The 19,321-nt window shown below is 41.7% G+C and carries 20 protein-coding genes; 10 read left to right on the forward strand and 10 right to left on the reverse strand.

The window, feature by feature from the left end; translation table 11 throughout:
* Positions 1-3: 3 nt before the first annotated feature.
* Entirely contained in the window at positions 4-504 is a 501-nt protein-coding gene (locus tag V7K21_RS20965) for a ParA family protein (protein WP_335177162.1), read from the reverse strand.
* A 144-nt stretch (positions 505-648) separates the two neighbouring features.
* Entirely contained in the window at positions 649-948 is a 300-nt protein-coding gene (locus V7K21_RS20970) for a hypothetical protein (RefSeq protein WP_335177260.1), read from the reverse strand.
* 68 nt (positions 949-1,016) lie between these two features.
* Here V7K21_RS20970 and V7K21_RS20975 point away from each other — a divergent pair, with 68 nt between their 5' ends.
* From V7K21_RS20975 to V7K21_RS20995, 5 genes are all read left to right on the forward strand, one after another.
* Positions 1,017-2,591 (forward strand): CPBP family intramembrane glutamic endopeptidase, encoded by a 1,575-nt coding sequence (locus V7K21_RS20975; RefSeq protein WP_335177163.1) that lies wholly within the window; start codon positions 1,017-1,019, stop codon positions 2,589-2,591.
* Positions 2,592-3,213: 622 nt separating this feature from the next.
* Positions 3,214-3,489, forward strand: a complete 276-nt coding sequence (locus tag V7K21_RS20980) for a TM2 domain-containing protein (RefSeq protein ID WP_273768245.1) — start codon at positions 3,214-3,216, stop codon at positions 3,487-3,489.
* 292 nt (positions 3,490-3,781) lie between these two features.
* On the forward strand, positions 3,782-3,961 hold the full coding sequence (locus V7K21_RS20985) for a hypothetical protein (protein WP_335177164.1): 180 nt from the start codon (positions 3,782-3,784) through the stop codon (positions 3,959-3,961).
* 135 nt (positions 3,962-4,096) lie between these two features.
* Positions 4,097-6,532 (forward strand): heavy metal translocating P-type ATPase, encoded by a 2,436-nt coding sequence (locus V7K21_RS20990; protein WP_335177165.1) that lies wholly within the window; start codon positions 4,097-4,099, stop codon positions 6,530-6,532.
* Between the two features lie 225 nt (positions 6,533-6,757).
* Positions 6,758-7,255, forward strand: a complete 498-nt coding sequence (locus V7K21_RS20995; RefSeq protein WP_335112347.1) for an FHA domain-containing protein — start codon at positions 6,758-6,760, stop codon at positions 7,253-7,255.
* Between the two features lie 77 nt (positions 7,256-7,332).
* On the opposite strand, the gene V7K21_RS21000 is transcribed toward V7K21_RS20995, so the two are convergent.
* Positions 7,333-7,680, reverse strand: a complete 348-nt coding sequence (locus tag V7K21_RS21000; protein WP_298921314.1) for a hypothetical protein — start codon at positions 7,678-7,680, stop codon at positions 7,333-7,335.
* A gap of 202 nt (positions 7,681-7,882) precedes the next feature.
* Here V7K21_RS21000 and thyD point away from each other — a divergent pair, with 202 nt between their 5' ends.
* A complete protein-coding gene (gene thyD, locus V7K21_RS21005) occupies positions 7,883-8,803 on the forward strand; it encodes a thylakoid membrane protein ThyD (RefSeq protein ID WP_335177166.1) in 921 nt (306 codons plus the stop codon).
* A 122-nt stretch (positions 8,804-8,925) separates the two neighbouring features.
* Here the strand turns inward: thyD and V7K21_RS21010 are convergent, their stop codons facing one another.
* The 3 genes from V7K21_RS21010 to V7K21_RS21020 form a co-directional block, all read right to left on the reverse strand.
* The gene (locus V7K21_RS21010) at positions 8,926-9,171 is read right to left on the reverse strand and encodes a hypothetical protein (RefSeq protein WP_334797802.1); all 246 of its coding nucleotides are present in this window, start codon (positions 9,169-9,171) and stop codon (positions 8,926-8,928) included.
* 132 nt (positions 9,172-9,303) lie between these two features.
* Complete coding sequence (locus tag V7K21_RS21015) at positions 9,304-9,726, reverse strand: tetratricopeptide repeat protein (RefSeq protein ID WP_335177167.1); 423 nt, start codon at positions 9,724-9,726, stop codon at positions 9,304-9,306.
* 129 nt (positions 9,727-9,855) lie between these two features.
* Positions 9,856-10,212 (reverse strand): iron-sulfur cluster assembly accessory protein, encoded by a 357-nt coding sequence (locus tag V7K21_RS21020; RefSeq protein WP_179069217.1) that lies wholly within the window; start codon positions 10,210-10,212, stop codon positions 9,856-9,858.
* A gap of 326 nt (positions 10,213-10,538) precedes the next feature.
* Between V7K21_RS21020 and V7K21_RS21025 the strand changes: the two genes are divergently transcribed.
* The 4 genes from V7K21_RS21025 to V7K21_RS21040 all read left to right on the forward strand — a co-directional run bounded on the left by V7K21_RS21025 (position 10,539) and on the right by V7K21_RS21040 (position 16,451).
* Positions 10,539-12,191 (forward strand): DUF6930 domain-containing protein, encoded by a 1,653-nt coding sequence (locus tag V7K21_RS21025; RefSeq protein WP_335177168.1) that lies wholly within the window; start codon positions 10,539-10,541, stop codon positions 12,189-12,191.
* A gap of 1,891 nt (positions 12,192-14,082) precedes the next feature.
* On the forward strand, positions 14,083-14,259 hold the full coding sequence (locus V7K21_RS21030; RefSeq protein WP_273768255.1) for a CopG family transcriptional regulator: 177 nt from the start codon (positions 14,083-14,085) through the stop codon (positions 14,257-14,259).
* Between the two features lie 275 nt (positions 14,260-14,534).
* Positions 14,535-15,974 (forward strand): 9,9'-di-cis-zeta-carotene desaturase, encoded by a 1,440-nt coding sequence (gene zds / locus V7K21_RS21035; protein ID WP_335177169.1) that lies wholly within the window; start codon positions 14,535-14,537, stop codon positions 15,972-15,974.
* 33 nt (positions 15,975-16,007) lie between these two features.
* Positions 16,008-16,451 (forward strand): SRPBCC family protein, encoded by a 444-nt coding sequence (locus tag V7K21_RS21040; protein WP_335177170.1) that lies wholly within the window; start codon positions 16,008-16,010, stop codon positions 16,449-16,451.
* A gap of 110 nt (positions 16,452-16,561) precedes the next feature.
* On the opposite strand, the gene V7K21_RS21045 is transcribed toward V7K21_RS21040, so the two are convergent.
* The 4 genes from V7K21_RS21045 to cobQ all read right to left on the reverse strand — a co-directional run bounded on the left by V7K21_RS21045 (position 16,562) and on the right by cobQ (position 19,221).
* Entirely contained in the window at positions 16,562-16,903 is a 342-nt protein-coding gene (locus V7K21_RS21045; protein WP_335177171.1) for a hypothetical protein, read from the reverse strand.
* A gap of 196 nt (positions 16,904-17,099) precedes the next feature.
* The gene (locus V7K21_RS21050; RefSeq protein WP_335177172.1) at positions 17,100-17,318 is read right to left on the reverse strand and encodes a type II toxin-antitoxin system HicB family antitoxin; all 219 of its coding nucleotides are present in this window, start codon (positions 17,316-17,318) and stop codon (positions 17,100-17,102) included.
* Positions 17,319-17,375: 57 nt separating this feature from the next.
* Entirely contained in the window at positions 17,376-17,612 is a 237-nt protein-coding gene (locus tag V7K21_RS21055) for a 2Fe-2S iron-sulfur cluster-binding protein (RefSeq protein ID WP_335177173.1), read from the reverse strand.
* Between the two features lie 130 nt (positions 17,613-17,742).
* Positions 17,743-19,221, reverse strand: coding sequence for a cobyric acid synthase CobQ (gene cobQ / locus V7K21_RS21060; protein ID WP_335177174.1), 1,479 nt, complete (start codon positions 19,219-19,221; stop codon positions 17,743-17,745).
* Positions 19,222-19,321: the final 100 nt, after the last annotated feature.

The raw sequence follows: 19,321 nt of genomic DNA on the forward strand, positions 1-19,321 counted from the left end.
AATCTATAAAAACAACCATGTCCTTATAAGTTTCACTATTATACTCATATTCACATAACCTTTTATAGCGGTCATGTATTCTGACCATGCTTTTATATTTGCCGGATTAATAACTGCATAGTTTAAAGCTAATGAAAGAGACTCTAAAAAAGAATCACCAGCTATTAAATATAAATTTTCTGAGATATTTGGATTGTAACGGTACACAGGAACTTGATATGAAGTATTAGGTTTTCGGAAGTTTGAGTTTCCCTTTAAAAGCCAATCTATAAACCCAACTATATTTTTTCTAGTAGCTGAAGATTGTAGCCTCTGATTGATTTGGTATCCTTTTTTACCACCTCCAAGCAAAAATTGAGAGATATTTGCTTGAGGACACATATCAATAACTAAAACTTGGGTTTTTGGGTTTTTTTCAGCATAAAGTGTTGCAGCGTTAGAACAAAGCGTTGTTTTCCCAACACCGCCTTTATTGTTGTAGAAGGCATAAATACTAATAGTCATACGTAAGTTCCTCAAATAAAAATGGTTGAATTAGCCAAGTATAAAATAGCACGCAATACAGACGATCGGATCACTTTCACAAAAATACAACTAAAACGCGATCGCACCCCACAAAATCAACTCAAAGTTAACAAATGATAAAACTTAGACACAAAAAGGCTTTTCACCCATTCCCCAGTCCCTAGTCCCCAGTCCCTTGCTATATATCCCCATATCAACCCCAAAAAACCAATCCATCCGGCTTGTCCATAACCAAGCAAGGATGGCTTTGAGTAAACTGGGAATTAAATCTTGTAGTTCATTGTCCACAGGTGTATAGTCCGAATCGGGCAGATCCTTCGCGGAGGGTAAGCAGTGCAATGGGTTGTAATTTAACATGGTGGGTGCTTCGGCGTAGCCCGTTGTAGATATCGCAAACTTATAATATTGATGATATCTATCCACCTCTGACTTTTTCTTGCGATAATTCCCAAGGGGGACGCGCTCTCCACTGGTAAGTTAAAGGGGGATAGATGACACTCAAGCGGTTGGTTTTAATTTTTGTACTAACGCCGATAGCAGTTCTGTTGGCAGTTTCGGCTTTATTCGGTAGTTGGCAAGAACCTCAGTTCCAAAGTCGCCTAGAACTATACCAAACCAATATTGCTCTACAAGCCCAAGCTTGGCAATTAGAAGATAGCAACGATGACAATCTCAAAGCGATTCGGGAAGCGATACTTGGTGAGCAACCCCTGGAGGGCGCCACAAACCAGTATGAGGAGGCGCGTCAATCAGTTCAAGTTAATTTGGACAAAGTTAGTAACAAACTTGCACAATTACGCTCTCAACCTGAAATAACTCCCATACCTCCGAAACCTCTACCTGAGGTTCCTCCCACTACTAAAACCTCTAAACAGGGACAGCAACAGTTACAGCAGTCCCTCAAGCAATTACAAAAATTACTGGCCGAATTAGACCTGCGCCTGGGAATTTTACAAGCACAGCAAGGACAGACGGATACAGCCCTTAAGACTTGGAGCAAATTAGAACAACGCTCAAATATCAATCCAGAATTTGGAGAAACCGCCACTGTATTGAGTGGACTGTGGAGCAATCCTTCCCGTCTGCTCCCAAATGCTGAACAACCAATTCAAAAGAATTTAGAAGGTTGGTTTCGCTCTACTGCTTTGGTTCAGCTATACCAACTCCAGCAACGACAAGACGCTTTATCAGCAGTTAAAGCTGCACAACAAGAATCTGCAAGTCAAGCGGTAGTTAAATTAGCGGTTATTGGCACTATTCCCACCTTAGCAGCTTTAATTGGTCTAATACTACTGATTTTATTATTTGCTCAACGCTTGTTGAAAGGAAAAGCCTCGTTACTAGCTCAAAATGCTGATGTCCTTTGGTCAACACCTTGGGATGGTGAAACGGTTTTGCAGGTTTTTGTCATCGGCTTTTTCTTCATGGGGCAAATTTTTGTACCTTTAGTGCTATCGCTGCTCCCTATCCCGCGTCCCATCATTGATGTGCGACTTCAGGCTTTTTCTGTTTTAATTAGTTACTTACTGGTAGCATCAGGTGCGCTGTTAGTAATGTATTTCTCTCTCAAGCGCTTTTTTCCACTACCTGAATTTTGGTTTCGCTTTCGTTTTCAAGATAACTGGTTTTTGTGGGGACTGGGAGGCTATTGCGCGGCTTTACCTATAGTTGTGGTAGTATCTTTGATTAATCAACAGCTATGGCAAGGACAGGGTGGTAGTAATCCCCTGTTGCAACTAGCGTTGGAAAGCCGAGATGGTGTAGCACTTGGTATATTTTTTTTCACAGCAGCGATCGCAGCTCCATTTTTTGAAGAAATCCTATTTCGCGGCTTTTTGTTACCCTCTCTAACTCGTTACTTACCCGTGTGGGGATCGATTCTGATCAGCAGTTTGTTGTTTGCGATCGCTCACCTCAGCTTGTCGGAAATTCTGCCACTGACCGCATTGGGGATTGTGTTGGGGGTAGTCTACACGCGATCGCGTAACCTCTTCGCTCCTATGCTCCTCCACAGCCTCTGGAATAGTGGTACATTATTAAGTTTATTTGTTTTAGGTAGTAATTAATACCTTTTAATTACTGTTGTTTAAAACAAAAATATCTGCTTTTATCTCCATAGGTAAGAACAATTTACTAGTAATAATTGGTTATAAGCATAAATACTAGCTGAAAACCCAATTAATATAATGGCAAAAGTAAATCACAGAATGCTGTTAACATAAACAACAAACTATCTAGTTAAATTTATTATCATCCGGCTGATTTTAGCCAATAACGGGTCTAGTGATTGGTGTGATTGTCTTTCACGCCCACTGGAAGCTATCGGAAAAAAATCCGGAAATAATACTGATGGACTTGTAAAAAGTGGTGTAGCAGTTTTTGTTAATTCTTGAGGTTCATTCTTCTCAAGAGCAATGTTTTACCTGAAAATCTGCAAAACTGCCGCACCAGGGTTTGTGCTCATCAAATCCACCAAAAATTATTAAGGAGCGCCAGATTTTCCGGCTATGCCGCAAGACGTTTTAGCGTCTTCTCTAAAATAGAAGCACGCTAATTTTGGTTATTTGTCTTGAGGCTTACTTTTACTGAAAAAATTAAAAATTTATTTATTCAGCAAATACAGTTACTTGCTTTCATTACAATAAAGACTTTATTTTTATATCTGACTTATCAAGGAGCAGTACTTATATGGCAAATATTAACCCCAGTCACCCTACCAAACAACTTCTAGCTGGTTACTGTGGCATTATTCTTGGAGCATTTGGGGTTCATAAATTTATTCTAGGATATGCTCCACAAGGCTTTATCATGTTAGTGATTTCAGTAGTCGGGGGTTCTTTTAGCTACGGGGTTGCCTTTTTAATTATGTTACTTGTAGGTTTAATTGAAGGCATGATCTATTTGAATAAGTCCCCTGAAGAATTTGTAAATACCTACTTTGTAAATAAGCAGGGCTGGTTCTGAAAACTTATATCTCACACTTGGGTTACTCTGTAAAGTTATATATCTTGAGTGGATATTTGAAAAAAATTTGTCATTTGTAATGACAACTAATTAGTCGGACATTACATCATGACCTACTATATTCTCCGTTTGTATAACCTATTACAAACTGGAGAAATATATCTTTATTTTATTAACTCTCCTTGGGTAAACTTCTTTCTTGAGTAACTATTAATTAAAGTTATTGTGTATTCTGTACAGACTTATAGGTATAAATAGATATTTTGGCTAAAAAATTCTGAATTCTACTGGTATGCTAACTATCAAACGTAAACAGCTGATATGGATACTCTTCTTTTTGTTGGGCTTTGGCTATTTCAGCGCCATGTCTAATTTGGAAATTCACAATTTTTGGAAAAGCCTGATTGTCCTCATGCCAATGCAAGTGGTAGCTATTATCTATGTGACTTCTCTCCGCTGGAGCCGTCATTGACCCTCAGCGAGATCCGATAAATTAATAAATTTAATAGGGTTGACATACAGTCGTAGTTCCATATTTCGCCTACGCTCAAATTAGAGACGCTTTTAGTCAGGCGTTGAATTTCTGTAGCGAATCTAAACACAAGCCATGCAACTTGTTCCGAAAACTAAGCTAGCCCCAGAATTTGACCCAATCCTAGAGAAAATTATTCTCGATGTTGGGGGCATGAAGTGTGCTGGGTGTGTGAATGCAGTAGAGCGACAGCTAACCCAACATCCAGGAGTCAAGAGTGCCTGTGTGAACCTGGCCACAGAAGTAGCAGTTGTAGAGTCAGAAACTGGTGCGGTAGATGCAGATGCACTAGCACAACGATTAACAGCCGTTGGATTCCCGACTCAACCCCGAAAAGCTAAGGGCACAGTCGCAGGCGAGATATCTACCTTACCAGACCCAGCAGAACGACAACGCCGAGAAATGCGCTCTTCTGTTAGGCAGTTGGCGATCGCAGCAATGTTGCTGTTATTGTCGGGAAGTGGCCATTTTGGTAATCTTGGTAGCTCAGTGCTGCCACTGCTAAATAACATCTGGTTTCATTGTGGACTGGCAACAGTGGCGCTATTAATTCCTGGTCGCTCGATTTTAGTAGATGGCTGGCTGGGCTGGCGGCGAAATGCGCCTAACATGAACACCCTGGTGGGATTAGGAACGCTGACAGCTTACATTGCTAGTTTAATAGCCCTGCTCTTTCCCCAAATGGGTTGGGAATGCTTCTTTGACGAACCAGTAATGATGCTGGGCTTTATTCTTTTGGGAAGGACATTAGAGCAACAAGCTAGAGGTCGCGCCGCTGCTGCATTTAGGAAATTGCTAGCACTCCAGCCACTCTTAGCGCGATTGATTGCCAACCCAGAGAAAGTCGGAGTGGGATCTTCTAGTGTAGAGATTCCTGCTGAACAGGTGCGGGTTGGTGAATGGTTACAAGTGCTGCCAGGTGATAAAATCCCTGTCGATGGTGAAGTGGTAGTTGGTCAAACAACGGTCGATGAGTCAATGCTGACTGGGGAAGCCGTGCCAGCGATCAAGCAACCGGGAGATCCTGTGACCGGAGGGACACTAAACCAGTCAGGAGCGATCGCTATTCAGGCAACGCGGATTGGAAGTGATACAACTCTAGCTCAAATTGTCGCTTTAGTAGAAACCGCCCAAACTCGGAAAGCCCCGGTACAGAAATTAGCAGATACAGTAGCTGGTTACTTTACCTACGGGGTGCTGACAGCATCTGTATTAACATTTGTCTTTTGGTACTTTTTCGGTACTCACATCTGGACTGATGTCAGTATGTCTGGTGGTATGGAAATGATCAGCCACGCTGACCACTCCCCACTCCCAACTCCCCACTCCCCCCTATTAATCAGCTTAAAACTAGCGATCGCAGTTATGGTAGTCGCCTGTCCCTGTGCTTTGGGACTTGCCACACCAACAGCCATTCTTGTTGGGACTGCTATGGGCGCAGAACGCGGTCTGTTAATTAAAGGCGGCGATGTTTTGGAAAGAGTACACCAGTTAAATACTGTAGTCTTTGATAAAACTGGCACTCTGACCACGGGTAATCCTATAGTCACAGATTGTCTGTTAATTTCAGAAATGGGCAGTGGGAATCCCTACTCCCTGATCCAAATAGCAGCAGCCGTAGAAAGCGGTACTCACCACCCCCTAGCAAAAGCGATTCAGCAAGAAGCACAGCAGCAACAGTTATCTATTCCAGAAGCTGTGGACTTTCACACGGAACCGGGACTAGGGGTGTCTGCTCTGGTAGAGGGCACAGTTGTACTATTGGGTAACTGGGACTGGTTGAGTTGGCACGGCATTGCGATTAGCGAAACTGCACAACAGGTAGCACAGGATTTGGCAACAGATGGTAAAACAGTCGTTTGCGTAGCAGTTGGGGGAACTTTAGCCGGATTAATTGCTGTTTCTGATCCCCTCAGACCAGATGCCCAATCTACTGTAGACAAGTTGCGTGAGATGGGCTTACGGGTAATGCTGCTCAGTGGCGATCGCCTAGAAGCAGCTAGCGCCATAGCCAAACAACTAGGATTAGCTGGTGCTGATGTAATAGCGGGTGTCCCCCCAGCTAAAAAAGCAGCTGCAATCCAGTCTCTACAACAAGCAGGGACAAAAGCAAATCCTAATTCCTCACTCCAAACTCAGCACTCAGTAGTCGCAATGGTAGGAGATGGAATCAACGATGCTCCAGCTTTATCCCAAGCAGATGTAGGAATTGCTTTACACTCTGGGACAGATGTGGCAATGGAAACTGCTGAAATTGTCCTAATGCGCGATCGCTTAAACGATGTCGTCGAATCTATTCAGCTTAGTCGCGCCACTTTCAACAAAATCCGCCAAAATTTATTCTGGGCTTTTGCATATAATACAGTTGGCATTCCTTTAGCAGCCGGTGTTTTGTTCCCTAGTTTGGGTTTTGTCCTTAACCCATCTGGTGCTGCTGCCTTAATGGCTTTTAGCTCCGTTAGTGTCGTCACAAACTCAATATTATTACGGCGATTAGCTCATCACCCGTAGAATACTCTTTTGCACGTGAAATTTCCCAGCACAAATCTAGGTTATTCCCATCTCAAGTTAAACTGAGTCGCCCTGTCAGGGTTTTACGCAGCCCACAAAGCCCTTGAGACACTTCCCAAAGCTATCATAGCTACTGGAGTAGAACGGCCATGTTCTACTCTTTCAAGGTATTATGCAATTTTAAAGCTTATTTAGATCAGCACCACAGACTTATGGTGCGCGAGAATCGCAGGATACGATACTAAACAAATCTTGATTAATTACAGTTCCACCAATTTGTCAATGGCAGCAGAAACTAATGAAAACCATCTACTAATTATTGAAGACGATCAAGGTCGCAAAGAATTTTCTCTGGAGCAACCCGTCTACTCTATCGGTAGAGACCGCGAATGTAATATCCGTTTGATGTCGCAGTTTGTCTCCCGCCGCCATGCCACATTAGTGAGATTGCCACGAGAGCATAATAGTCATAGCTACTATTACCGAATTGTAGATGGCGATGCCAAAGGTAAGCCTAGTTCCAACGGTTTGATGATTAATGGACGTAAGATACCAGCCCACGATCTCAGAAATGAAGACGAGATCGTTTTTGGCCCTCAAGTCCGTGCCATTTATTACCTTTTAAAAAACACTCAGCGTTTGGGACAAACCGATTCGAGCGAGTACGACATTACACTAATAAACCCCGGTATGGCCGAGGATTTAGAAGATGTGGGAGATTAAATTCTAAAATACCAATCACAGTCTGAGACTCTCACGGCTTAAAGTCGTGGGAGTGTCAATTCAATGACTTACTAAAGCTATCCTGCAAGACTTTCAATCAAATGCCAATGGCGGCTACTTTCAATAGCCTGCTTGATGAATTCAAACATTTGTCGGCAGTAATTATCTAGTTGGAGTGGTAGTTCTTCATTTTTAATCACAATACTCATCCGGGTTTCTGTTTCAGTAGATTTTGATTTATCAATCAGTACTTCTACTGTGACCAATTTAGGAAAAGGAACATTGCCGGGAACTTCCCGAGCGATAATGTAATCACCCATGTGGTATTGAATATCCAACTGACAGTCCTGTAGAAGTTCTACAAGTAATGGCTGGAGATGGTCACTAGGAACAGAAACAATAAATGAACAGGTATAGCGAGCCATAATAGCCCCACGCCTTGCAACACTCCGTCCATCCTATAATACCGAAGCATCTAAACGGAAAGTGATTAAAAAGCAAAGTTTTTGAGTTTTAAGATCAGGCATTACCAGATATACAGTCATATCTCTTCTATTGAGAAGGAAAGTACCGTAAGCTGAAAGTTTGATCAAAAACTTTACAATAAAGGTTTGGCTGAGGTAGAAAATGAAAGTCGCAATTACTGGAGCAACAGGATTTGTTGGTAGTCGTTTAGTACAACGACTGCACGCAAAAGGTGATCAAATAGTAGTATTAGCTCGGAACACCGCCTTTGCTCAAAAGGTTTTTCCATCCGAGGCTTTTCCCAATCTAGAAATCGTTGCCTATACACCAAATGCATCTGGTTCTTGGCAAAGTGTCATTGCTAGTTGTGATGGCGTAGTTAATTTGGCAGGAGAACCTATTGCTGAAGGACGTTGGACACCGGAACGCAAACAAGAAATTCTCAATAGCCGGAAGTTAGGTACACAAAAATTAGTTGAAGCAATAGCCAACGCTAACCCCAAACCAACAGTATTAGTTAACGCTTCGGCTATTGGCTACTACGGCACTAGTGAAAGCGCAACCTTTGATGAAACAAGTCTATCTGGTAACGATTTTCTCGCCCAAGTCTGCCAAGCCTGGGAAACAGAAGCGAGAAAGGTAAAAGATGCTGGTGTACGGTTGGTAATTCTGCGTCTTGGGATTGTTCTGGGCAATGGTGGTGCTTTAGGTAAAATGATTCCGCCTTTCAAACTCTTCGCTGGTGGCCCCATTGGCAGTGGCCGGCAGTGGTTCTCTTGGATTCACGTAGACGATTTAGTTAACCTGATTCTGCAAGCTTTAACTAAACCGGAAATAGAAGGTGTATATAATGCCACTGCCCCTAACCCAGTCCGAATGGCAGATTTAAGCCAAACTTTGGGACGAGTGATGAATCGCCCTTCTTGGTTACCTGTTCCTGCTTTTGCGATCGAAGCTCTTTTAGGAGACGGAGCGATAGTAGTTTTAGAAGGTCAGCAAGTTCTACCCAAGCGCACCGAAGAAACAGGCTTTGAGTACAAATACCCGAATTTACAATCAGCATTAATACAAATTCTTACATAGAGTCAAAAGTCACAGTTCAAAGAGACTGGGTATCAGGTATTAGGTACTGGGGACTGGAAGAAGCAGGGGAGTTAGAAAGCTAACAATGCTCCATGCCCCATGCCCCATGCCCAATCCCTGAACTATTGACTAGAGAGAAATCTTCTTGAAACCCAACTGATAATACCGCTGAGAATGGCACCGCCCATAAGGATGCCAATCGCTGGGTTAAACACGGGTTGCCACAGTTTATGCCATAAATCCAAACCCAGGTTGACTCCTACAGCATCACCGATCGCAGCGATCGCTAACCAGACAAAGCCAAATAAAACCAAAAAAACATCTGCGACTAAAACCATGTTTAGCCAATTCAACAATTTATCTTTCATCTATCCTTTTGTCTAATTGCCCTAAATTTTACGACTGCTAACTAAGTGACGGGTAAGTTAGAAGTGAGGATTACCGACTTGAATTTAACTCCTAACCGGAGGCGGAGCGTCTCCGGCTCCGCTCCTAACTCCTCACTCCTCCAACAGCCAATTTTTGACTTTTATCAAACTCTGCCAATCTGGTTTTCTACTTAAACCGTCTTCAATACTGCTTTTTATTTCATCGCGCCATTCTGGGTTGACAAAAATTAGCTGTTGTGCTAAGTCAATGTGTTCTCGTAAACCTTTTTGACCTGTTTCCAGCATTGCTAAGGCGATATTTACTCTAGCCTGTGGGTCTTGTGGATTTAATTTGACTCCCTTCTGTGCAGCTTTGTAAGCCAAATTGGGTTTGTTATCGAGTAGATATAACCACGCTAAACAAATCCAAGCAGAACTAGTTTTAGGAGCGCGATCGCACACTTCTTTAAATACAGGGATTAAAGAATCTACTGCAACTCCAGCTTTATAGCGCTCTAAACCTGTATCAAACAGGGATTCAACTGTTTGAGTCATAGTAAATTAATCAATAGTCATTAGTTAATAGTCATTAGTCACGGCTTAATAGTCAATAGTTAAAAAACCTCTACTCTTGACTATGCCTTTATTGACCGGAGCTTTCGGAGTCTCCGGCTTTGGTCTTAACTAAACCCCAAATGACTTGCCGCAACCGCAAGTTTGGTTAGCATTGGGGTTAGTAAATTGGAAACCACCACCAATCATAGCATCACTGTAATCGAGCATTAGGCCGTAGAGATATAATAGACTCTTGCGATCGCTGACAATTTTGAAGCCATCATAGTCAAAGACTTCATCCTGAGGGGTGATCTTGCTAGTGTCTTCAAAGTCCATCATGTAAGACATCCCAGAACAGCCACCCTGACGAACTCCTACCCGTAAGCAGAAGTCTGTGCCTTGCTTGTCCCGGAGGGATTTTACCTGGTGCAATGCGGCTTCGCTCAACAGAATTCCGCGTTGTTGAGCCTGAATAGCTTGTGTCATCTGCTTTTTTAACTCCTTAATTAGTCTAAGCGTTACCCTGTATCGGCTTGTTAATGCCTGTGGGTTGGCCTTGGTGTTTTTGTATTCATTCTAGCGGCTTAGATGTCGTTAGATGCCAAATTGTAAACACTCCGTCAAAAGCAGCCAAAGATTTCTATTCTAGAATTGAGAGATTCAGTGTATTTATACATTCGGTATTTCTGAAGTTCAAGTTTTGCGGCAGCCTGAGAAGCAACTATCTTTCAGGTGCAGCCATAAAAATTTAATCCGAGGCTAGCTATCCCCAAAGTTTACTTCCAAATTGCTTCTTTTGATTAACTTATTCTATGACCAGCTTTAATCGCTCTACCAGTCGTCGCTTGAAGAAATTAACTCAAATTCCTTCTGTATGGGAGGGCGATCGCCGTCCGTTGTCATCACCAAACCAGCACTCAGACTCCGAGGAAAAGGGAGAATGCATTCTTTGGGTAGATTACTCCCAAGGTGTGGTTCGAGGAATGGACGTGGTAGCTTCAGATGTTGGACCAGAAGCAATAGTTCGTACCTTAATGCGAGCAATGGAGCATCCCCACAGTCCGGCAAGACCTGCTAGACCCCAAAGGATTGTAGTCAAAGATCGTGAGATCCAATTTTACCTGCGGGGGGTGCTGCAAGATTTAGATATTGCCATTGACTACGCACCAGAACTGCCTTTAATTGACGAACTGTTTCGCGGGTTCGCCGACATCCTTGACAGTCAAACCCCTGACTTACCCCCACAGTATGCCCAAATCTTGCGCGAGAAAGCATTTGCAATTTGGCAAGCAGCACCTTGGGAATTTTTGGAAGAACAACAAATTTTATCAATTGAGATTAATAAGTGGGATATTGGTACACTCTACGCCTCAGTCATGGGAATGCTGGGAATGGAGTATGGCATTTTGTTTTATCGCTCAGAAGAGTCTTTAAAACAGTTTCGCGCCGCAGTCTTAAAAGATGAAGAATCAACGGATCATCTAGAAGAAGCATTCCTCAAGCAAGATTGCCTGTTTCTCACCTTTGAGAGTACTGACGAAACTGATGAAGATGAAGACGAAGACGAAGACGAAGAAGCTGATTTGGCGGATCTGCCATTATCAGAAATTGACCCCACTTTTGGTAATATCCACCCTTTAGAAGGACTACGGTCTGTTTTGTATGAGGAAGAAGCACTTGTAATCTTCGTTGCGATCGAAAGCCTAAGCCGCTTTATTCGCGATCACCGTCGCCAACTTCATGGAGAAACCTTCCCCACCCTCAGCCGTCGCTATCGCATTTCTCTGCCGCAGTCGGAAGAATCAATTAAATCAGTGGCTGTTACAGTCTCTACCATGCCGCAGTTAGCAGCAGAATTAGAGGAAATGGCTGGCTTTGATGTCGAAGAACAGGAGATTGGGAACCAAGGTTCCCCGACTTTCCAATCATTGCAAGATGACTTGATACCGGAAGATTCTTTCCTCAGCTTAGGTGTAGTGTCCTGGGAAATGTTGGAGTACCTGCGAAAGGGGGTCAGCTACCATAAGGCTGGTGAAATCAAACAAGTGGGTGATGGTTTACCAGTGATTTTAATTCAAACTTCTCGCCCCAAGGCTAAAATTGTAATTGAAAGGATTGAAGCAACAGGTGGACTAACAGCAATTTGCTTTAATCCAGGTGCCGACTCCTTCGATGGTGATCGCTACGACCTCGGTTTATTGCAAACTAAAAATGGCGAATTATTCCTATTCGGTGAATTTTTAGATGAAGATCCTATTCATGTAGAAGCCCGGGAAAAATGGAATCAGCGGTGTAAAAATACTTTGGGCTACTGTGGCTTAATCATTGCCAAAGGACTAACAGGAGCTTCTCGTGGCAATCCTCAATTACGAGATATGATGGCTTTGTTTGAAGCGCGATCGCTTTCACCTAAAGATTTAGGTATTGGCACTCTCCAACTCATGCCCCAACTTAAATTTGAATAGTTGCATGAATTGCCGCAATCTTGAATCTCAAATTGTGGTTATGAGAAACTAAGTTGATGTGCATTTCATTTGTATATTGAGCAAACTCAGTACTGAGGAGCAAGTGGCATTACTGTGTCGTCAGTAAACTGAATACTTAGTACTGTTGCACCTAGAGGATAGATTTAGTAATCAAAAACCTGACCCCCCAGCCCCTTGTAGGGTTGGGGGAGCTAAACTCCCCTCTTTGCTTGCCTAACGGCAGGCTGACGCCAAGATCGAGGGGTTGGGGAAGAGGTTCTTCCAGGATTTCTGAATTGGTGTTTTAATACATGCTCTGCACGGCAGTCTTTTAACTGGAGCTGACCGAAAGGTCTCCGACTTTACTCACAACTCAGCACTTTTTATCTTTATTTATCCGCGTACCTCTTAAAGCGCGGCACTTTGCTATCCACATTCATGTATATGTCAACGCCAATAGATGACTAATGATTAAAAGTTAACTTTACTTAAATTTCATGAAGTATCTGTATTCTCATAGTTTTCCAGTAATTTAATTTGAGATTTTTTAGTATAAATCAGTACAAATTACCAGATAATTATTTACGAAATCCAGTTTAATCAAACCTAGCCGATACACTTCAATATCAAAATCTTTTTTTTAACAAGTTTTTGAGCTTAGGATCTTGTTATGTATCAATATCATTAAGCAAAAGCTCAGGTAAGAGATTTTTCTTTGTAATTTTTTTATAAAGCGTAAAATTTATCTCATTTAGTATCTAAATAAAGTTTATTTAAAGCATAGAAATCATAGCTATAATAAATAGACTACCCAAAAATATTCAAATAGACCATTGTTTTTACAAGGATAATTACTAAAAAGTAATGGTAGAAATTTAAAACTTTTTTGGTAGGAGTTTTTTCTTGGTTTAAGATATGAAAAAGCTGTTAACTGTTGAATCTTTATCACATTAATCGGAAAAAATGATTCGGATAACCTGCTGATAAATCAATATTCTAAATGCCAAAAACATTGCTGAATTTAACATAAACTATATAGTTTGATGCAGGAGAAAACACATCTAAAATTTCATCATTTCTCTACAATGAGTTAGTGTAAACGCATGAAATAAAACTAAAATATTCTTCTCAGCAACATTCAAATAACATCATATTTATTTTGAGGTCATTCGTCTGTGTAAAATTACAGATAATGCTGTTAAATTTTATCATAAAATTTGGCTATTTACACCCAGTAAACTGAGTCTTGTCCCCTTTTTTGTGCCTACTATATTGGCACGGAAAAGCAATCAGCTTGATCGAGGGGAGCCAAAATTTATAACCGTTCACGTGGCTTTGAATTTCTTGGTTACATTAATGGGGCAGATGGGTATTTGTTATAAAGCGATCGCTTATCTGCCTACTTTTAAGTGATTATTTGCGACCTCTATAGACCATTAAAACCCGCCTGTAAGCCAGCATTTCAGCATGATCGTAATTCTACAGCTTTATTTTCTGGTGTCATACCAGATGTTCCCTCAAAGCAGGTTTGGCAAACTTGGTTAACACAGAAGGTCAAATGCTTTCGATAAAGAATAATTTTGTAAATCTTGATTGAGTCAAAAGTAGATGTCTCAAATTCATTTATAAAATTTCTTTGTCAGGCTTTACTTATGCTGTTATTGGGATTATCAGCTTCAAAAGCAGCTATGTGCTGTTTATCTTGTCAAAATAGTAACAAAGAAAGTGTAGTTTTTTGATTTTTTTAGGAAATGATGAATACTTTGACAAAACGAACATTTTTAATATTAATGGTATTACTTGTTTCCGGCGACAAACTCTGATATTGTTATCGGTTCCCTCATTACTTGGACTCTTCCGAAAATACTAAATAGATACAGCAGATAGCAGCATGACAATGACAAATAAAAAATGGGCCGTAAAACGCATAACAGTCAATCTCGCAACACAGGAAGCCGAAAAACTAGATAAATATTGTCAACAAACAGGTAGACCTGCAACCGATGTGATTCGCGAACTGATTAGAAGTTTGCCGATCTCCGACGATAACAAAGATGTAAACAGGTAAGAAGATGCTTTTACGATTTACCAGATAACTGCTTTACCACAAAAAAATAGCTATGATACTTTTTTGAGTTTGCCATGATGGACAAGGTTTGTCTAGCCGATACAGACGCGATTTTTCTCGCGTCTAGTCATTTACGGGGATTAAACAGGAGTGATCAAAGAGGTTTTAGTATCGATGTTGCCATGCCTTGATAGACTGGTGGAGTTGATATTAAGTAGCAAATTCCGACACCAACCCAGTTACAATCTGTAAAGAAACTGAAAAGGAACGACGGAATGCGCGTTGCAATCGTAGGTGCGGGACTGGCTGGGCTAGCAACCGCAGTATATCTAGCGGATGCTGGTTGTGAAGTAGAGATTTTTGAGTCTCGTCCGTTTGTGGGTGGTAAAGTTGGCAGTTGGGTTGATGGAGAAGGCAACCATCTAGAAATGGGGTTGCATGTATTTTTCGGCTGCTACTACCAACTATTTGACTTGATGAAGAAAGTGGGGGTGTTAGAAAACTTACGCCTCAAGGAACATACCCACACTTTTATTAACAAAGGGGGGCGCACTGGTGCTTTGGATTTTCGTTTCCTTACAGGTGCGCCTTTCAATGGCTTAAAGGCATTTTTCACTACTTCTCAACTATCGTTGCAGGATAAATTGCAAAATGCGATCGCTTTGGGTACTAGTCCCATAGTTCGCGGATTGGTAGACTTTAACGGAGCGATGAAAACCATCCGCAAATTAGATAAAATTAGCTTTGCCGACTGGTTCCGTAGTCACGGTGGGAGTAATGGCAGCATCAAACGTATGTGGAACCCCATTGCTTATGCATTGGGATTTATTGATTGCGAAAATATGTCTGCCCGTTGTATGTTAACGATATTCCAGCTATTTGCAGTCAGAACTGAAGCTTCAGTTTTGCGAATGCTGGAAGGTTCTCCGCATGAGTATTTGCACAAGCCCATTCTGGAGTATTTAGAAGTTAGAGGCACCAAAGTTTACACGCGTCGGCAAGTTCGGGAAATTCAGTTTACTGAGTTAGAGGAACAAACCCGCGTCACTGGTATAGTAGTTGCCCAAGGTGATAGAGTAGAGACTATTACTGCTGATGCTTACGTTTTTGCCTGTGATGTTCCAGGAATTCAACGCATTCTACCCCACGAGTGGCGTAAGTGGTCAGAATTTGACAATATTTACAGACTGGATGCAGTGCCAGTGGCAACAGTGCAGTTACGCTTTGATGGTTGGGTAACAGAACTGAATGATGGAGAGCAACGTAAACAGCTTTTGCACGCGGCTGGAATAGATAATTTACTGTACACAGCCGATGCTGATTTTTCTTGTTTTGCTGATTTAGCTTTGACTAGCCCTGCGGATTATTATCGCCCAGGACAGGGATCTTTGTTACAGCTAGTGCTGACACCGGGAGATCCGTTTATTGCACAAAGTAATGAAGCGATCGCACATCATGTCCTCAAGCAAGTCCATGAACTGTTTCCCTCGTCGCGGGAGCTAAATATGACTTGGTATAGTGTGGTAAAACTTGCTCAGTCTCTCTACCGAGAAGCGCCAGGGATGGATGCGTACCGTCCTAACCAAAAAACACCAGTAGATAATTTCTTCCTTGCAGGGAGTTATACTCAGCAAGACTATATCGACAGCATGGAAGGTGCTACTATTTCTGGACGGCGGGCGGCAAAAGTGATTTTGGAAAGTTTGAAGAAATAACTAACCGCAAAAGACGCAAAGGAAGAAGAGAAAATGTCAGATTGGTTAGAGCATACTGTACAGGTAGAGGTGGAAGTTCCTATAGATTTAGTATGGAGCCTCTGGTCTGATTTGGAGCAAATGCCCCGGTGGATGAAGTGGATTGATTCGGTGAAAATTCCGCCAGATAATCCAGATATATCTCTTTGGAAATTAAAGACGGGCAGTTTAGAATTTACTTGGAAATCCCGAATTCTCAAAGTTATTCCCAACCAAATTATCCAATGGGAATCTATTGATGGTTTGCCGAATCAGGGAGCGATTCGCTTTTACGATCGCCAGAATAGTAGCATTGTCAAAATGACCATTTCCTACGCTATCCCCGGCATAATTGGCAAAATTATGGATAACTTATTTTTGGGGCGGATAGTTGAATCAACGATTCAAGCTGATTTGGAAAGGTTTAAAGAATACGCGCTGAATATTAAAGCTAATTGATATATATAGCAAAAACAGGCAGTAGGAAACAATCTGTAAAAGTTTCTTGCTGTCTGATGGGAAAATATATATGGATTTGTTAAGGGTCTGAATACTTTTAATGGTTAATACTACACTGGAAAACAGTGTTTACATTTATTGAGTGTATAATTTCCAATAAATTCATTGGTGTCATGCCAGTAGAGCGGGATTTCTGTACCGTCGAGACAATGGTAAATTGGGCTATCATCGTCTAAATTATAAATACCCCAGAACTCTTCTAAATTTGCGTATGCAAGGTTGTGAGGCCCACGGAAATTACTTAGACCAACGAGATGTAATTCCCCGCTTACTGGATTGAGGATGTAGTTGTAGCCATCATTTACAAAGTCTTGATATTGCTGTATATTTCTTGATAATCTAGTTCTTGCAATTCTAGGTCTTATAATGTTTGCAACTCTTGGATTTGACATATTAACTATTGCCTCTGCTTACTAAAAAATTTTTAGTCTTTAACTATAAAAATTCTCTAAATTTAAAACAACAGTAATAACACCTAAAAATTTTATTGAAATCTAAATAAACTCCCAGCGTGCAAATTGTACAGCATTAGTCACCAGCTACTAAGGTGCGTTAGGTGCAGCATTAGTTCTCACCTAGTAAATTGCGTTAACGCACCCTACTTACTGTTGGTTCTGGAAGTGGATCACCTACAGCTTCGTAAGCAATAATTAGAGAGTCTAAGGCTTCAATTCCATTTGCCACAGCCAACTCGTAAGTATCCCCATGAGTCCGCGAGCGTTGTCCTGGAAAATCAGGGAATCCTACTAAGAAGCAATCATCTTCCTCAGACCACTGAATTACCATTTGGTATTTAAGCTTACTCATCTTGTTTCTTCTTTTCTACTTGTTTATCTTACCTTTTGAACTTAGAGGGTTAAACAACTACCAAGTTGGATCGCTAAACAAATTAATCGTCAATTCCTCTCGTGGGGGTACTGCGGTGATACAAGCGCGAATAACCTCTCCATCCTCTAATTCCACAGTACAAGCGTGACAAGACCCCATGAGACAACCAATGGGAATAAATACCCCAGCCCGGTCTGCTACATCTAAGAGGGCTTCTCCCACCTCGGCATCTACTGTGACATCATCTGGTAAAAAACGGACACGAACAATCATCAATGTTACGCATTTAATTTAGTTTTAACTCGTAAAGATTGTTTTTTGTCATTGGTCATTAGTTTTTTATAAAGACAAATGACAAATAACGAGTTTAATGAAAAAATGTGCAATTTTTATGCACCTTAGCTTAAGACAAAAATGGAGTTAAGTCTAAATGGCTTTCAACTTCAGTAGCTAAGGAATCCAAAATCTGCTCTCGCTGTTCCCGATAGTTAGCAACACCGGTAGGCAAAGATTTTAAACCCCGTTGTTGACGGAGGCGATTTAACCAAGCCCGTCGCCAAGGGCCATTGTCAAAAAGCCCGTGGAGGTAACTTCCCCACACCGATTGACAACTATCCACTAACCCTAAATTAATATCGTCAAATAGGGCATGGTAGGATTGGGGATCTATCCCTTGCTGTTCGATGCGCGATCGCCCTTGGTGAATTTCAAAGCCATTGACTGGCAAGCCCTGTTGTGGATAATTTGAGCTAACTTGGCGCTGGCGGGCGATTTTTTGTCCTGTAATTACTGTTCTGATTGGTAAAAGATTTAACCCCTGATACCTCCCAGCTTGCCCCTCTATCCCTTCTGGATCAGCGATGATTTGACCGAGCATTTGATAGCCGCCGCAGATACCTAAAACTGTTCCTCCAGAGGCGGCATAGTGTTGGATAGCCTCTGCCATACCGCTTTTTTGCAGCAGTAGCAAATCAGCAATTGTGGTTTTTGTACCTGGGAGAATCACGGCATCTGGATGTCCTAAATCTTGCTTAGGACTGAGGTATTTTACTGAAACTGTGCTTTCTGATTCCAGAGGGTCAAAGTCGGTGAAGTTGGCAATTCTTGGTAAGCGGATGACGGCAATGTTAAGGTCAGCTTGGGCTTTATGCGATTCACGTTCTAGCAAATCAAGAGAGTCTTCTGCTGGAAACACTTCTTGTAAGTAGGGTATAACACCGATAACAGGGATACCTGTACGTTCTTCTAACCATTTTATCCCCGGATCTAAAAGCGATCGCTGTCCTCGAAACTTGTTAATTACTACACCCTTAATTAAGGCGCGTTCATCCGGTTCCAATAACTCTAGGGTTCCTATTACATGGGCAAAAGCACCACCCCGATCAATATCAACTACTAACATGGTTGGCGCATTCAAATATTTTGCTACCCGCATATTAGTTAAGTCTCGGTGCTTAAGGTTAATCTCTGCTGGGCTACCAGCGCCTTCACAAACCACCAAGTCAAATTCTGTTCCTAAATGCTGTAGCGATTCTTCAATTGTCCGCCACCCCAGGTCAAAATATTGCTCGTAGTAATCTGAGGCACTCACTTTACCTACAGACCTACCTTTGATAATTACTTGGGAAGTCATATCCCCTTGAGGTTTGAGTAAAATTGGGTTCATTTCTACCCAAGGCACAACTCCCGCCGCCCAAGCTTGTACTGCTTGGGCATAGCCAATTTCTCCACCACTAGCAGTGACATAAGCATTTAAAGCCATATTTTGACCTTTAAAAGGAGTCACCCGCCAGCCACGCCGCGACAGAATGCGACAAATAGCTGTAGTTAAAAGTGATTTCCCTGCATGGGATGTTGTCCCCACCACCATAATTGATTTCATAATTGCTATCACTTAGTTTTTAAAGATACAGGGCTAACTTTTAGGAGGGAAGAAGACACAAGGAAACGCGGACACGGAGAGAGAATTTGATAATTTATTG

It is taken from the genome of Nostoc sp. (genome assembly GCF_036919595.1).
Lineage (GTDB): Bacteria > Cyanobacteriota > Cyanobacteriia > Cyanobacteriales > Nostocaceae > Nostoc.

Bases quoted from the DNA above. Each gene is read 5' to 3' on its own strand.
- V7K21_RS21020 (WP_179069217.1), bottom strand. From the start codon at position 10,212: ATGACACAAGCTATTCAGGCTCAACAACGCGGAATTCTGTTGAGCGAA.
- V7K21_RS20985 (WP_335177164.1), top strand. From the start codon at position 3,782: ATGCTAACTATCAAACGTAAACAGCTGATATGGATACTCTTCTTTTTG.
- V7K21_RS21045 (WP_335177171.1), bottom strand. From the start codon at position 16,903: ATGTCAAATCCAAGAGTTGCAAACATTATAAGACCTAGAATTGCAAGA.
- V7K21_RS21010 (WP_334797802.1), bottom strand. From the start codon at position 9,171: ATGAAAGATAAATTGTTGAATTGGCTAAACATGGTTTTAGTCGCAGAT.
- V7K21_RS20980 (WP_273768245.1), top strand. From the start codon at position 3,214: ATGGCAAATATTAACCCCAGTCACCCTACCAAACAACTTCTAGCTGGT.
- thyD (WP_335177166.1), top strand. From the start codon at position 7,883: ATGAAAGTCGCAATTACTGGAGCAACAGGATTTGTTGGTAGTCGTTTA.
- cobQ (WP_335177174.1), bottom strand. From the start codon at position 19,221: ATGAAATCAATTATGGTGGTGGGGACAACATCCCATGCAGGGAAATCA.
- V7K21_RS21055 (WP_335177173.1), bottom strand. From the start codon at position 17,612: ATGATTGTTCGTGTCCGTTTTTTACCAGATGATGTCACAGTAGATGCC.
- zds (WP_335177169.1), top strand. From the start codon at position 14,535: ATGCGCGTTGCAATCGTAGGTGCGGGACTGGCTGGGCTAGCAACCGCA.
- V7K21_RS21025 (WP_335177168.1), top strand. From the start codon at position 10,539: ATGACCAGCTTTAATCGCTCTACCAGTCGTCGCTTGAAGAAATTAACT.
- V7K21_RS21015 (WP_335177167.1), bottom strand. From the start codon at position 9,726: ATGACTCAAACAGTTGAATCCCTGTTTGATACAGGTTTAGAGCGCTAT.
- V7K21_RS20975 (WP_335177163.1), top strand. From the start codon at position 1,017: ATGACACTCAAGCGGTTGGTTTTAATTTTTGTACTAACGCCGATAGCA.
- V7K21_RS21000 (WP_298921314.1), bottom strand. From the start codon at position 7,680: ATGGCTCGCTATACCTGTTCATTTATTGTTTCTGTTCCTAGTGACCAT.
- V7K21_RS21050 (WP_335177172.1), bottom strand. From the start codon at position 17,318: ATGAGTAAGCTTAAATACCAAATGGTAATTCAGTGGTCTGAGGAAGAT.
- V7K21_RS20990 (WP_335177165.1), top strand. From the start codon at position 4,097: ATGCAACTTGTTCCGAAAACTAAGCTAGCCCCAGAATTTGACCCAATC.
- V7K21_RS20965 (WP_335177162.1), bottom strand. From the start codon at position 504: ATGACTATTAGTATTTATGCCTTCTACAACAATAAAGGCGGTGTTGGG.
- V7K21_RS21030 (WP_273768255.1), top strand. From the start codon at position 14,083: ATGACAATGACAAATAAAAAATGGGCCGTAAAACGCATAACAGTCAAT.
- V7K21_RS21040 (WP_335177170.1), top strand. From the start codon at position 16,008: ATGTCAGATTGGTTAGAGCATACTGTACAGGTAGAGGTGGAAGTTCCT.